Origin of the sequence: uncultured Escherichia sp. (assembly GCF_948475835.1) — a bacterium.
Classification (GTDB): Bacteria; Pseudomonadota; Gammaproteobacteria; order Enterobacterales; family Enterobacteriaceae; genus ECMA0423.
Genome location: NZ_CAOLGM010000119.1, coordinates 1 through 14,610, shown reverse-complemented (window position 1 = coordinate 14,610; position 14,610 = coordinate 1). Strand labels below are relative to the sequence as shown.

The following is a 14,610-nucleotide window of genomic DNA, read 5'->3' as shown; positions in this document are numbered from 1 at the left end:
CCCCTGCTCCAGTCGTTCCCACGCCCCCGCCAGCACTTCGGTGATGATTGCCAGTTGGGTATTGGCTTTTGCCGCCAGTTTGTCGATTAACGGGAAAAAGGCAGGTGTCGGTACCAGCGCCTCGGTCACAATGGTGAGATGCGTTTCCCAACCGCGCGCGAGGGCTTCCGCATCGGTAGTCAGTTTATCTGCGGCTTCCAGCAAAACGCGCCCTCGCTCCAGCAACATCCTCCCGACATTGGTGAATTTGGTGCGATGGCCCGAGCGGTCAAACAGCACCACATCCAGCTCTTCTTCCAGTTTTTGCATGGTGTAGCTAAGTGCGGAAGGCACGCGTCCCAGCTCATCCGCTGCCGCCGCAAAACTGCCCCGGCGATCGATCGCATCCATAACCCGTAGTGCTTCCAGCGTTAATGCCCTTTCTTTGGCCATTTCGTTCTCATTCAGGAAATTTGAACATACCGGGCAGAATATCTGGCTAACAATGTAGCGTCCAGCCCCTTACCATAAAAGGAAGTAAAGAGAGGTCAAGAATTATGATTACTACCCGAACTGCCAGACAGTGTGGACAAGCAGACTACGGATGGTTGCAGGCCCGGTATACTTTTTCCTTTGGACACTACTTCGACCCGAAATTGTTAGGCTATGCCTCCCTGCGCGTGCTTAACCAGGAAGTGCTGGCCCCAGGTGCCGCCTTTCAGCCGCGAACCTATCCCAAAGTCGATATTTTAAATGTGATTCTGGATGGAGAAGCAGAGTATCGCGACAGCGAAGGCAATCATGTTCAGGCCAGAGCCGGAGAGGCGTTGCTGCTCTCTACCCAGCCGGGTGTCAGCTATAGCGAACACAATCTCAGCAAAGACAAACCGTTAACACGAATGCAGCTTTGGCTGGACGCCTGCCCGCAGCGAGAGAATCCGCTGATTCAAAAACTGGCGCTTAATATGGGCAAGCAGCAATTAATCGCCTCGCCAGAGGGCACAGTGGGTAGCCTGCAACTGCGCCAACAAGTGTGGCTGCACCATATCGTGCTCGACAAAGGCGAAAGTGCGAATTTCCAGTTGCATGGGCCACGCGCGTATTTGCAATCGATTCACGGGAAATTTCATGCGCTTACGCATCATGAAGAGAAAGCGGCGCTAACCTGCGGTGATGGGGCGTTTATTCGTGACGAGGCTAACATTACGCTGGTTGCCGATTCCCCACTGCGCGCTTTGCTGATAGATTTGCCTGTCTAGTTGTTTTTACAGGGAGATGATGATGAGTAAAAAATTGGCCAAAAAGCGCCAGCCGGTGAAGCCCGTGGTGGCGAAAGAACCTGCTCGCACCGCCAAAAATTTTGGCTATGAAGAGATGTTGAGCGAGCTGGAAGCTATCGTCGCGGATGCTGAAACGCGTTTAGCCGAGGATGAAGCTACCGCGTAAAGACAGGTTGCCGGATGCGGCGAAAACGCCTTATCCGGCCTACAAAATCCAACAACATTAACGAATTAAACAACCCGCAGGCCGGACAAGATGCGCCAGCATCGCATCCGGCACGATACCCAAAACCTGGCGTTTATCTGGCCTTGCTCGCCATAATCTCGATAATCTGCCGATCGGTTTGCTGCATCGAATGGCTTGCTAACGCACACAGGTTGGCAATCGACTGCTCAACATCATGCGCCACAATCCCTTCATTGCCGGTCACGGCGGTATCATCCAGCGCCATTAACACCGCTTTCCACGCAGCCGAAGCACTGGTCGAAACCTTCATCGCGCAGCTGTTCGACGCTCCATCGCAAATCATGCCGCTGACATCGCCGATCATACTGCTGATCGCCATCGAGATGGTTTCATAACGCCCATCCACCAGCCATGCCATCCCGGCAGCGGCCCCCATTGCTGCGGTCGTTGCGGCACAAAGCGCAGACAAACGCGGTAACTGGTTATGGATGTAAATCGCGCTCAAATGCGAAAGCATCAGCGCACGCGCCAGCCGTTCATCATCCGCTCCGAAGTGTTCTGCTACCACCACCACAGGCATTGTTGCGGTGATCCCCTGGTTACCCGAGCCGGAGTTACTCATAGCCGGAAGCGTAGCGCCGCCCATACGCGCATCGGATGCCGCGCTGGTACGAATCACAATGGATGAAGAGAGATCTTTCGCCAGCAAACCGCGCTCGCACTGTTTTTCCAGCGTCGCGCCAATATGCAGCCCCCACTTACCGCTCAAACCTTCCTGCGATAACGCACAATTTAGCTTCGCGGAATCGAGAATAAAGCGGATCGCCGCAAACGGGACTTCATTGACGAACTTCAGGATCTCAGCCAGCGTCGTTCTGGAAAGCACCGTCAGCGGAGACTCTTGCTCGCCCTCTGCCACACACGCCTGCTGGGTAAACACCACACCATCGTGCGTCTCAATATGCACAATGTTGGTATGCCCGCCGACGATAGTGACACACGCCCACTTCTCACCGTTCCAGACTTTGGCGCGTGAGAAGAGGATTTCATTGCAAGGTTCCTGGATCTTAACGGAGACTTTCCCCGCCGCCAGCAGTGCTTTGGCATCGGCAATTGCCTGCGCAGTTGCGTCTTTCAGCACTTCCAGCCCAGCGTTGGCATTTCCACCTAACGCTCCCAGCGCCGCCGCAATCGGCAGCCCCACCATTCCCGTGCCGGGAACGGTGACGCCCAGACCGTTTTTCATCAGATTTGGCGAAACCCAGGCTTCTACACGTTCAACCGGACCTTCCAGTTCTGCCGCAGCAACCGCCGCCGCCAACGCCAGTGAAATCGGTTCAGTACATCCCAGCGCCGGTTTTACTTCCTCCTGAACGGCGAGGATGTAACGCTGCCATAACGGATTTAAAGTCGAATCAAACATATTAAAAACCTTAAAATTTCAGGTAAATCAAGAAAATGCCAGGAACGGAGAAACACAAAGCAACAAACCAGTGACGATAATCAGGTACAGAGACATCCCTTTGTATTTGTGCAATGCCGGTACTTTGTAAACCAGCCACGCCGGGATCAGGCACCCTACCATGCCGAAAATCGGGCTACAGATAGAGGTGAAGCTCAACACCGGTGCGTTCAGTACGATGGCGCTCCAGGCCAGCAAAATGGCGAAAATCATGATGCCGCGCTGAACGAGATTTTCGTTAATCTTCTCGGCAGGCATCTTGCGACGCAGGATGTTCATTACGATCCCTTGCGTTGCTTCGCGAAAGCCTAAATAGACGCCAAAGAATGCAGTCATGACAGCAAAGATATTGAGAATGACGCTGACCACTTTCACCCACGCTGCGCCGTCACCGCTAATAAACTGTGCGGCAATCGCCAGCGCGGAAATATTCTGCTCATAGGCTTTTACCGCTTCGTCATGTCCCATCGCCAGCGTGAACGACACGGCGTAGAAAAAGACGGTGACAAACAAAATGCCAAACGCGATATTCATTGCCCGCAATGCTTTATGCCGCGCTACTTCAATCGATTTTTCCCGCGAGCGATAAGAGATCACCATCGGGCTTAACGTCTGGATAAACAGAATCGACGTCAGGGTAAACGGCAGCGTAATAATGGCGTTTTTCACCAGCAGCCCCAGCGGCGGTAGCGAACCGACGTTATACAGATGCCACATTCCCACCATCGACACGCCCAGCGCCGCGACCACCAGCAGCTTGGTCAGCACCATGCCGGTCGAAATTTTGAATAACAATTTCTCGCCGCGTGAGGAGATCGCCACCAGAATGCAAATCAGTACCAGACCATAAAAGGGACTGTCTGACAGCAACCCTTCCGTCACGCCGAAGGTATGCAGGTAGGAAGCACTATCGTTGGTGATGGCGGTGGAATAGACGAACATCCAAATCACCAGCATTACGAAATAGAGCGCACCTAACAGGATGCCCCAGTTTTTACCTAAATAACCGCTAATGACACTCGGGTAATCTTTACATTCTGGTGATTCTGCCAGCGTATTAATAAACAACCGCTGAAACAGATACATTGCCGGGTAACCAATCACCGATGAGAGCAAAAATACCCACAATCCCATCAAACCGACCTGCACCGGGAGAAAAACAATCCCCGCGCCAATCGCCATCCCGATACTCATAATCACCCAGCCGGTGTCAGTACTGTCGAATTTGATCGCTTCTCGCCACTCGCTCTCACTCATTCCAGCACGACCCGCCGGGGTCGAAGCGTCTGCAATGACGCCTTTATTCGATGCAATTTCCATAATTTCTCGCTCAATATTTTGTAGGGCTTATTATTTTTTTCCGAGCCGCATCAAGGCGATATGCGGTCTACGTTTTTGCAGGCGAGTTATTAGAATAAAGAAATGATACGCGCGAGGTCAGAGAAAATCTTCACAATCAAGACTTTGAAATAACGGAGATGGATAAGAATTTTCTACTAAATTAATCGCAAGAGAATATTCATTCTCTATTTGCGGCAGATCACAAAAAAAAGGTGCACATTTGTGCACCCAAGGATGAAAGCTGACAGCAATGTCAGCCGCAGACCACTTTAATGGCCAGTCCTCCGCGTGATGTTTCGCGGTATTTATCGTTCATATCTTTGCCGGTTTCATACATCGTCTCGATCACTTTATCGAGTGAAACACGCGGTGCCGAGGTGCGGCGCATCGCCATCCGCGCGGCGTTTACTGCTTTCACGGCATTAATGGCATTACGTTCAATGCACGGGATTTGTACCTGTCCGGCAACCGGATCGCAGGTCAGCCCAAGGTTATGCTCCATCGCGATTTCCGCCGCATTGCATACCTGCGCCGGACTGCCGCCCAGTAGTTCAGTTAACCCTGCCGCCGCCATTGAACAGGCCACGCCAATCTCCCCCTGACAGCCGACCTCCGCGCCAGAGATGGAGGCGTTCATTTTATACAGCGCGCCAATAGCCCCCGCTGCCAGAAAATAGCGGGCAATTGACCGCTCGTTTACCGGACGACGGAACTTATCGTAATAAGCCAGCACTGCCGGAATAATGCCGCACGCACCGTTAGTCGGTGCCGTTACCACGCGCCCGCCAGCTGCGTTTTCTTCACTAACCGCCAGCGCGTACATGTTGATCCAGTCGATGACATTCATCGGATCGTTAGAGATGTTATCGCTAGAAACCAGCTGACGACGCAGCGCTACGGCACGACGCGGCACATTGAGCGGACCAGGCAGCACGCCTTCAGTGTTCATCCCGCGTTCAATACCGTCATGCATCACTTGCCAGATACGGGCAAACCCTGCGTCAATTTCCGCTTTACTGCGCAGCGCTAGCTCGTTGTGCATCATCAGGCCAGATATAGACAGGCCGTTGTAATCACACATTTTCAGCAGTTCACCTGCTGAGTGGAAATCGTAAGGTACGGACGTTTCGACATCGTGCGACAGGCCGAAGTGTTCTTCTTCGACAATAAACCCGCCGCCGACAGAGTAATAGGTTTTACTTAATAGCGCTTCCTGTCCCTTCCAGGCAGTGATCCGCATTCCGTTCTCATGGCGAGGCAACATTTCGGGATGGAAGATAATGTTCTTTGCTACAGGAAAATCAACAATATGCGCACCAGATGCCACTGGCAGCCGCCCGCTGCGCGTTACTAACTCTATAAATGCAGGGATCTCATCAATGACAACATCCTGCGGACTGTTTCCTGCCAGTCCCATGATAATGGCGACATCCGTGGCATGGCCTTTGCCCGTCAGTGACAACGACCCATACAGATCGACCACAATATGGCTCGTCGCGGTTAATAAGCCGCTACTTTCCAGCCGATCAATAAAACTTTTTCCGGCATTCATTGGCCCCACGGTATGCGAACTGGAGGGACCAATCCCAATTTTGAAAATATCGAATGCACTAATCATATCCACACCCTCGGATTGCCGTTCAGTGAAGTGGAGCGGAACGACCTTGCGACCGTCCCGCTCACGAGGCTTTACGCACTACGTACTGCGATAGCTTCAATTTCCAGCTTCACATCTTTCGGCAAACGCGCAACCTGCACACAGCTCCGGGTCGGGTAGGTCGCCTGATGCTCATCGAAGAACTGCTTATAGACTTCATTGATGGTGGCAAAATCATTCAGATCGGTGATGAACACGGTCATCTTGATGATATCGCCCACGCTCAGCCCGGCAGCAACCACGATCGCTTTGACGTTTTCGAGGCTTAAACGCGCCTGATCTTGCACATCAGCCGGGATCTCACCGGTCTGCGGGCAAACCGGAATTTGCCCGGAGGTGAAGACCATGCTGCCTAAATCAACGCCCTGAACATAAGGGCCGATTGCGCCTGGGGCACGTTGCGTTTCGATAATCTTTTTCATACATCCTCCGGCGTCAGAGCGCCTGGGTAAAAGTACGTGAAATAACATCCTGTTGCTGTTCACGGGTCAGTGCGTTGAAGCGCACGGCGTAGCCAGAGACACGGATTGTCAGGTTAGGATATTTTTCCGGGTGCTCGATGGCATCCAGCAGCATTTCCCGATTCATTACGTTGACGTTGAGGTGTTGACCGCCTTCGACATCCGCTTCGTGGTGGAAATACCCATCCAGCAGGCCGACAAGGTTGGTTTTACGTACTGGATCTTCTTTGCCCAGCGCCGCAGGAACGATTGAGAAGGTGTACGAGATCCCATCTTTGGCGTAGGTGAACGGCAGTTTCGCCACCGACGTCAATGAGGCCACGGCACCTTTGCGGTCACGACCATGCATCGGGTTAGCGCCCGGCGCGAACGGTGTTCCGGCGCGACGACCGTCCGGCGTATTACCGGTTTTCTGGCCGTACACCACGTTAGAAGTGATAGTCAGAATCGACTGGGTAGGGACGGCGTTGCGATAGGTTGGCAGCGCTTTAATTTTCTTCATAAAGCGTTCAACCAGGTCGCAGGCAATGCTGTCTACGCGCTCGTCGTTGTTGCCGTACTGCGGATATTCACCGTCGATTTCAAAGTCCACCGCCAGGCCGTTTTCGTCACGGATTGGTTTCACGCGGGCATATTTGATGGCAGACAGGGAGTCCGTCGCCACCGACAGGCCCGCGATGCCGCATGCCATAGTGCGATAGACATCACGATCGTGCAGCGCCATCAGCGAAGCTTCGTAGCTGTACTTGTCGTGCATGTAGTGAATGATATTCAGCGCGCTGATGTACTGCACCGCCAGCCAGTCCATGAAGTGATCGAGGCTGTCCATCACTTTGTCGTAATCCAGCACGTCGTCCATCAGCGGTGCTGTTTTCGGCCCGACCTGAATCTTCAGCTTCTCGTCCACCCCGCCGTTAATTGCGTAGAGCAGCGTTTTCGCCAGGTTAGCGCGTGCACCAAAGAACTGCATTTGCTTACCAATCACCATTGGGCTGACGCAGCAGGCAATCGCGTAATCGTCGCTGTTGAAGTCAGTACGCATCAGATCGTCATTTTCATACTGCAAGGAAGAGGTGACGATCGACACCTGCGCGGCATATTTTTTGAAGGCAATCGGTAATTCTTCCGACCAAAGAATGGTCAGGTTAGGTTCCGGTGCCGGCCCCATAGTGTGCAGGGTGTGCAAATAGCGGAAGGAGTTTTTGGTCACCAGCGTACGACCGTCCAGCCCCATCCCGCCGATCACTTCCGTCGCCCAGATTGGGTCGCCGGAGAACAGCGAATCAAATTCCGGTGTACGCAGGAAGCGTACCATACGGATCTTCATGATGAAGTGATCGATCAGTTCCTGTGCCTGCTGCTCATTGAGTACGCCAGCTTTAAAGTCGCGCTCAATGTAGATATCGAGGAACGATGCCGTGCGGCCCAGCGACATCGCGCCGCCATTTTGCGATTTCACTGCCGCCAGATAAGCGAAGTAGAGCCACTGCACCGCTTCCTGCGCATTCTGCGCCGGGCGAGAGATATCAAAGCCATATTTCGCCGCCATTTCCTGAATCTGCAACAGCGCATGACGATGCTCTGCCAGCTCCTCACGCAGACGGATGGTGGCTTCCAGATCCTCGCCTTTTTCCAGACGAGACTGGAGATCGGCAAATTGCAGTTCGCGTTCACGTACCAGATAACTGATGCCATACAGCGCTACGCGGCGATAGTCACCGATAATGCGCCCACGGCCATAGCCATCTGGTAAACCGGTCAGCACGCCAGATTTACGGCAGCGCAGCATATCCGGTGAGTAAACATCAAATACGCCCTGGTTATGGGTTTTACGCAGATCGGTAAACAGATATTCAAATTCACTGTCCATTTCTCGGCCATAGGCGTGGAATGAACTTTTAATCATATTAATGCCACCGAACGGGTGTAGCGCACGTTTCAACGGCGCATCCGTTTGCAGGCCAACAATTTTTTCCAGCGGCTGGTTAATATATCCCGCATCATGAGCGGTAATTGTGGTGGCAATATTGGTATCGAAATCAACCGGCGCGTGGGTTGCATTTTCGATACGGATGCCTTCCATTACTTTTTCCCACAATTCCGTGGTGGCAGGCGTCGCTTCGGCGAGGAAAGATTCATCGCCTTCATACGGTGTATAGTTATGTTGAATAAAATCGCGGACATTAATTTCGTTTTTCCAGTCCGTACCTTTAAAGCCAAGCCATGCGTCGGCGTACAGCTTATCGCTGGTATCAATATCTACCTTCATGAAAAATAATCTCTCTACAATACTTCAACTAAATTATGCAAATTCTGCGGGCGCGTTAACTTTGCCTAAATGAATGGCATCCAAAGCAATCATTTTTTCTTCGTTAGTCGGAATAACGGCACAAATGACACGCGCATTTTCACTGGAAACAATTCGCTCACCACAGGAGTTAGAGCGATTATTCATTTCTGTATCAATCTCTACGCCTAATACAGCCAAATGTTCCATGACCAGACGACGAATTAAGCTTGAATTCTCTCCTATTCCGCCGGTGAATATAATTCCATCCAGGCGACGTAATGAAGCTGCGTGTCCGGCAATATGACGGGCAATTCGGTGAACAAAGGTTTTAATTGCCAGTTGCGCGCGTTCGTGACCTTCATGCCAGGCTTTTTCCAGAACACGTAAATCCGAAGAAAGACCGGAAATACCTAATAATCCCGACTCTTTATTCACTACGCGTTCCAGGTCACCCAGGCTCTGGTTGGTTTGGCTGGCGACCCAGGACATCGCACCAAAGTCGACATCGCCACTGCGGGTACCCATCATCAAGCCTTCCAGCGGCGTCATTCCCATTGAAGTATCAACACTCTGACCGTTGCGAACCGCGCAGATTGACGCGCCATTGCCAAGATGCGCCACAACCAGGCCGGAGTCATCTTCCGCCAGATTCAGCAGCGAATGTGCGCGCTGGGAAACATAGCGGTGCGACGTGCCGTGGAAACCATAACGGCGTACACCTAACTCTTCATAATATTTCCACGGCAGGCCGTATAAATAAGCTTCCGGAGCCATCGTCTGGTGGAAACTGGTATCAAATACCGCCACCTGAGTTACGCCCGGAAATAATTGCTGCGCCGATTCAATACCACTTAAATTGGCGTAATTATGCAGGGGTGCCAGTGGAGAAACGCGACGGATATTATCAATGACTTCATCGGTAATAATGGCGGACTCGGTAAAAATACTGCCGCCGTGAGCGATGCGGTGGCCAATTAAGGCCACACTGTCATTTAAATTCCGTTTTTCCAGTTCAAATGCAATTGCCTTCAATGCACCTTCGTAGCTGTGGTGAGCCAGCGGTGCTGGCTCTCCCCCATTTACGGATAAGAATGCATTTTCCGAGTTAATACCGTCGGCAATACCTGACATTAATACTTCACAGTCGCTGGCATCGAGTACGGAAAACTTAATCGAAGACGAACCACAGTTAATAACCAAAACAACCGGAAATTCATTCATCTCTTTTCTCATCCTGAGTTACGGATTAAAACAGTTTGTATACGATGTTCAGGATGGTCAGCAGACCAATCACGGTAACAAACACGTTATCCAGACGACCACGGTATTTCGCCAGAGACGGCGCTTTACGGATGGCATACATCGGCAACAGGCACAGCAGGGATGCGATAATCGGTGCGCCCATGGCTTCAATAAGGTCGAGGATGTTCGGGTTGGCGTAGGCAACAACCCAAGTGGAGCCCATGATGAAGATCATGCTGATAGTGTTCAGTTTACCCAGCGACACTTTAGTTTTGTCGCCTTTATAACCGAACTTCAGAATCAGACCATTCAAGCCTTCCAGCGTCCCCAGATAGTGACCGAAGAAAGATTTGAAGATAGCCACGAGTGCGATGATGGAAGCCGCATATTCCAGTGTAATTGCGAACGTTGTTTTGGTACCGGTCATGGACGCAAAGTGGTTAGCCAGATAAGAAAGCACTGGAATATTCTGCGCTTTGGCTTCCGCCATGTTGGCCGGAGACAGCGTAAACAGGCAGCTAAAGGCAAAGAACATCACCACTGCAACCATCAGCATGCTGGCACGAGAAATGATTTGGGAACATTTACGTTCGGTGAAGTCGCGACCGAAGTCTTTCTCATACTCTTCACGTTTAGAAACCACGAAGGAAGAGACGATTGGCGAGAAGTTAAAGGAGAAAACCATGATGGAAATCCCCAGCCAGACAGTGATCAGGATACCGTCATGACCGGTTAACGACAGCGAACCGAGGTCAACCTGGTCGATAACTGCAGAGTTCCAGTAAGGGATCAGCGACAGAGAAATCAGCACCAGGCTGGCGATAAACGGCCATACCAGGTAGCTCATCACTTTAACCATCAGATCCTTACCAAACCAGATGACGAAAGCCATCAGCAGCAACAGGAACAGCGCCACAAAGCCGCGATTCAGCGGTGCAAATCCGAGCTGGTTTTCCCAGAACGTCATAAAGGTATTGGTAATAGTAACGCCATAAATCCACAGCAGTGGGCAAATCGCGAAGAAGTACAGGAACGTGATAACCACGCCGCCAGTTTTACCAAAATGCTCTTCCACCGTTTCCGTAATGTTGCCGGAAGGGTTAGAGCCAGAAAGACACAGACGCGCCAGCGCCCGGTGGCAATAAAATGCGATGGGGTATGCCAATACCAACATCAGAAGAATCGGGATCAGTCCGCCAAAACCTGCGCGGATAGGGAAGAACAGCACCCCGGCGCCGATTGCCGTACCAAACAAGCCTAACGTCCATGTGGTATCTGATTTACGCCAGGACGATTGTTTTGTCTGGCTGGATACAATGCTATCTGAAGTACTCATATCCTATCCTCAACGAATTAATTAAGCGTCAACGAAACCGGTGATTTGAGAGACGCGAGAAAGATCGATATTGCCGCCGGAAATAATACTGACGGTTTTTCTGTTTTGAATATATTGGTCTAATTTACCGCTTAATAATGCAGCACATGCCAGAGCGCCTGCGCCTTCGGTGACGACTTTATTGCGCTGAATTAAGGCAATCATACTGTTTCTGATTTCGTCTTCGCTGACCAGCACGATGTCATCGACTAATTCACGAACGATTTCGTAAGTTAAATTACCCGGGCGGGAGACATCACAACCATCCGCCAGGGTGCCGGTAGTTCGGTGCGTGGTTATTTCTCCGGAGTGGAAAGAAGCCGCCATGCCGTGAACGTTTTCAGACTGTACGCCAATAACACGAATGGTCGGGTTAATAGATTTAATTGCCACCGCAATACCAGCAATTAAACCGCCACCACCAATTGGCACAATCACGTTATCGACATCATAGAGATCTTCCATAATTTCCAGACCAATCGTTCCCTGGCCAGCAATCACTTTCGGATCATCGTAAGGTGGGATAAAAATACGGCCTTCCATTTCGACAATTTCGCTCACTTTAGCGATAGTGTCGTTGAAATTATCACCATGCAGAACGACTTCTGCGGAGTAGTCGCACGTTGCCGCTACTTTGGATTTTGGCGCACCTTTTGGCATCACCACTTTACCGTCGATACCCAGCATCGCGCAGGAGAGCGAGACCCCTTGCGCATGGTTGCCCGCAGAACAGGCCACTACACCTTTACGTTTTTCCGCATCAGTCAGTGAACTTAATTTATTAAATGCGCCACGAATTTTAAATGAACCCGTACGCTGCATATTTTCAAACTTCAGGAATATTTCACCTTTGCAACGTTCACTAAAATAGTTGGAGCGAGGCATGCCTGTTTTATAAATTCGCCCAGCCAGTCGTTGTTTCGCTTCAATAATGTCATCAATAGCAACCGGCAGATCGTATGTAATATGCATTATAAAACCTCTTCGCCTGAATTAAATATGTAGGTAACCGTAACCGACACCTGCAAGACAGACAGGTGGATTATTTATGTTTAAATAAAAACAAATAACTAACCAACTTCTATTAATTGCCTTCGTCTACACCCATTATAAGATGAATACTCTTTGGCTAATTCCACCAAAACCGATGCTGCTTTTTTAATACGATAATTTTTCGACCATACCGCGGCATATTGTGCCACAGGTAATGTTTCTTCAACCGGAATAGTAATAAATTGATTAGAACCAAAAGGTGACGTCATATCACAAGGAATGACAGTTAAGAAATCAGCATTGAGAACAAGATTATAAATTGTCACGACTGAGTCGGTTTTAACGATGTTTTCAATACTGATGCCATTTCTTTGTAACGTAGTAAGAAGCTCGCTGTAGTACCCCATATTAGTTTGTGGCAACACCCACTGTTCGTTCTTCAACGACTCCAGCGTGGTGGTGCCGGTGCATGTTCGGGACTTACTGGCTACCAGCACAAACTCGGACTCGAACAGCGGCTCAACATGTAAATCCTGAAGCTTCATTTCTGCACTTAACGTACCAATCGCAAAATCCAGTCGACCGTCGCGGATTGCCGGTAAGAACGAAGACAGTTGCGCTTCATACATAGAAACCTGCGCTTTCGGGAACACCTCTTTGAACTTGTTGATCATCCCTGACATAAAAGTAAAACCAATCAATGAAGGAAAACCAAATGAGACTTCCACCACCGCCTCAGAAGACATACCGCTTATCTCATTAACCATATTTTTCATTTCACGGGTAATGGATTCGGAACGGGAGAGTAACAATTGACCGGCAGGTGTTAATGTTACACCGGTATTTTTCCGCACCACTAATTCCACACCAAAATAATCTTCAATATCGTTAATGATTTTACTGACGGCCGGTTGAGTTAACCCTAATTCTTTTGCAGCCGAGCCGATAGAGCCACTTCTAATGACTTCCTGAAAGACTACCAGGTGCTGCGTTTTCGGAAGAAGAATAGTGCTCATAACGACCTACGTTAATTACCTCATTGACGGCATGAAGTGTATCAAAATGAAATGAACAGGATATGTGCGACCACTCACAAATTAACTTTCAATACTTTCCATGGTATCGTTACGCAAATTAAATACCTTTAAATATCAACAAGTTAAAGTATAAAAATCAGCATAAACCCTGATTTTTGTCAAAAAAAATGACGGGGATAACCATATTTTATGGCGATAACATCATTCGTTATGTGGTTAATATAAAAAAGGGGCTGAGACCATATTTCAAGCAATTACCGGATAATTACCAGGCAAAATTTGAGTTAAATTTAATGAGCAAGTTCTCAAATTTTATTATAAATAAACCATTTTCAGCGATAAATACTGCGGCACGTCACATTTTTTCACGCTATTTGTTGGAGAACAAACATTTATTTTATCAATATTTTAAAATTTCGAATACAGGTATTGATCATCTCGAACAATTGATTAACGTCAACTTTTTCTCTTCTGACAGGACGTCATTTTGTGAATGCAATCGTTTTCCATAAATTCTTCTCCCCTCATAGGCGACGAATAGCATTTTGTGTTGAGGATCACAAAACGAATAATTGCTGGTCGCCGCGATAAGGTCAGACAAAGACAACAAGGGAAATTTTCACAGAGCTTTTGATCGTCGTAGGCCACAGAATGTTGCTTCGTTTACTGTAACGCCGGGTAAATGAGCGTTTTTTGATAGTGCGAAAGAACCCTGCGAGGAAAATAAGCATCTATTATTGTTTGTCATGACGACAAGGCAGGCATCAATGAAAGGCTTCCCAATTGCACATATTTTTCACCCTTCAATCCCGCCAATGCACGCAGTGGTTAACAATCACAATAGAAATATTGATTATTGGACGGTAAAAAGAAAGTTTGCAGAAATTGTCTCCACCAATGACGTTAATAAAATTTACAGTATAAGTAATGAACTGCGGAGAGTATTATCTGCAATTACTGCATTGAATTTCTATCAAGGCGATGTTCCTTCTGTCATGATCCGAATCCAACCGGAAAATATGAGTCCATTCATCATAGATATTTCTACAGGAGAACATGACGATTATATCATACAAACATTAGATGTAGGCACTTTTGCACCTTTTGGTGAACAATGTACTTGCTCAGCCGTCAATAAAAAAGAGCTGGAATGTATTAAGGAGACGATTTCTAAGTATTGTGCAAAATTCACCCGAAAAGAAGCCATCTTAACACCTCCTGCGCACTTTAATAAAACCAGCATTACTTCAGATTGTTGGCAAATTCTCTTTTTTTCACCCGATCATTTTAATAATGATTTTTATTG

The 14,610-nt window shown here is 49.2% G+C and carries 13 protein-coding genes and 1 pseudogene; 4 read left to right on the top strand and 10 right to left on the bottom strand.

Annotated features, from left to right (window positions below; all coding sequences use genetic code 11):
* A pseudogene (yhaJ, locus tag QZF50_RS18965) lies at nucleotides 1-432 on the bottom strand (DNA-binding transcriptional regulator YhaJ); the annotation flags it as partial.
* Nucleotides 433-536: 104 nt separating this feature from the next.
* Here yhaJ and QZF50_RS18960 point away from each other — a divergent pair.
* Both QZF50_RS18960 and yhaL read left to right on the top strand, forming a co-directional pair.
* Nucleotides 537-1,238 (top strand): pirin family protein, encoded by a 702-nt coding sequence (locus QZF50_RS18960; RefSeq protein ID WP_000633569.1) that lies wholly within the window; start codon nucleotides 537-539, stop codon nucleotides 1,236-1,238.
* Nucleotides 1,239-1,260: 22 nt separating this feature from the next.
* On the top strand, nucleotides 1,261-1,425 hold the full coding sequence (yhaL, locus tag QZF50_RS18955; protein WP_001345966.1) for a protein YhaL: 165 nt from the start codon (nucleotides 1,261-1,263) through the stop codon (nucleotides 1,423-1,425).
* A 133-nt stretch (nucleotides 1,426-1,558) separates the two neighbouring features.
* On the opposite strand, the gene cyuA is transcribed toward yhaL, so the two are convergent.
* The 9 genes from cyuA to tdcA form a co-directional block, all read right to left on the bottom strand.
* The gene (cyuA, locus tag QZF50_RS18950; RefSeq protein ID WP_000460515.1) at nucleotides 1,559-2,869 is read right to left on the bottom strand and encodes a cysteine desulfidase; all 1,311 of its coding nucleotides are present in this window, start codon (nucleotides 2,867-2,869) and stop codon (nucleotides 1,559-1,561) included.
* A 27-nt stretch (nucleotides 2,870-2,896) separates the two neighbouring features.
* Nucleotides 2,897-4,228 carry an amino acid permease gene (locus tag QZF50_RS18945; RefSeq protein ID WP_000401598.1) on the bottom strand — a complete coding sequence of 444 codons (1,332 nt, stop codon included), beginning with the start codon at nucleotides 4,226-4,228 and terminating at the stop codon, nucleotides 2,897-2,899.
* A gap of 274 nt (nucleotides 4,229-4,502) precedes the next feature.
* Complete coding sequence (gene tdcG, locus QZF50_RS18940; protein ID WP_000622115.1) at nucleotides 4,503-5,867, bottom strand: L-serine ammonia-lyase; 1,365 nt, start codon at nucleotides 5,865-5,867, stop codon at nucleotides 4,503-4,505.
* A gap of 71 nt (nucleotides 5,868-5,938) precedes the next feature.
* Nucleotides 5,939-6,328 carry an enamine/imine deaminase gene (locus QZF50_RS18935; protein WP_000719990.1) on the bottom strand — a complete coding sequence of 130 codons (390 nt, stop codon included), beginning with the start codon at nucleotides 6,326-6,328 and terminating at the stop codon, nucleotides 5,939-5,941.
* A gap of 13 nt (nucleotides 6,329-6,341) precedes the next feature.
* On the bottom strand, nucleotides 6,342-8,636 hold the full coding sequence (tdcE, locus tag QZF50_RS18930) for a 2-ketobutyrate formate-lyase/pyruvate formate-lyase (RefSeq protein WP_000861734.1): 2,295 nt from the start codon (nucleotides 8,634-8,636) through the stop codon (nucleotides 6,342-6,344).
* Nucleotides 8,637-8,669: 33 nt separating this feature from the next.
* On the bottom strand, nucleotides 8,670-9,878 hold the full coding sequence (gene tdcD, locus QZF50_RS18925) for a propionate kinase (RefSeq protein ID WP_001297162.1): 1,209 nt from the start codon (nucleotides 9,876-9,878) through the stop codon (nucleotides 8,670-8,672).
* A 25-nt stretch (nucleotides 9,879-9,903) separates the two neighbouring features.
* Nucleotides 9,904-11,235 (bottom strand): threonine/serine transporter TdcC, encoded by a 1,332-nt coding sequence (gene tdcC / locus QZF50_RS18920; RefSeq protein WP_000107720.1) that lies wholly within the window; start codon nucleotides 11,233-11,235, stop codon nucleotides 9,904-9,906.
* A 21-nt stretch (nucleotides 11,236-11,256) separates the two neighbouring features.
* Complete coding sequence (gene tdcB / locus QZF50_RS18915; protein WP_000548347.1) at nucleotides 11,257-12,246, bottom strand: bifunctional threonine ammonia-lyase/L-serine ammonia-lyase TdcB; 990 nt, start codon at nucleotides 12,244-12,246, stop codon at nucleotides 11,257-11,259.
* Between the two features lie 98 nt (nucleotides 12,247-12,344).
* A complete protein-coding gene (gene tdcA, locus QZF50_RS18910) occupies nucleotides 12,345-13,283 on the bottom strand; it encodes a transcriptional regulator TdcA (protein ID WP_000104211.1) in 939 nt (312 codons plus the stop codon).
* Between the two features lie 314 nt (nucleotides 13,284-13,597).
* On the opposite strand from tdcA, the gene tdcR reads away from it, so the two are divergent.
* Nucleotides 13,598-13,816, top strand: coding sequence for a transcriptional activator TdcR (gene tdcR / locus QZF50_RS18905; protein ID WP_001390702.1), 219 nt, complete (start codon nucleotides 13,598-13,600; stop codon nucleotides 13,814-13,816).
* Between the two features lie 255 nt (nucleotides 13,817-14,071).
* On the top strand, nucleotides 14,072-14,610 hold a 539-nt coding region (locus tag QZF50_RS18900; protein WP_000675746.1), incomplete at its 3' end, for a protein YhaB.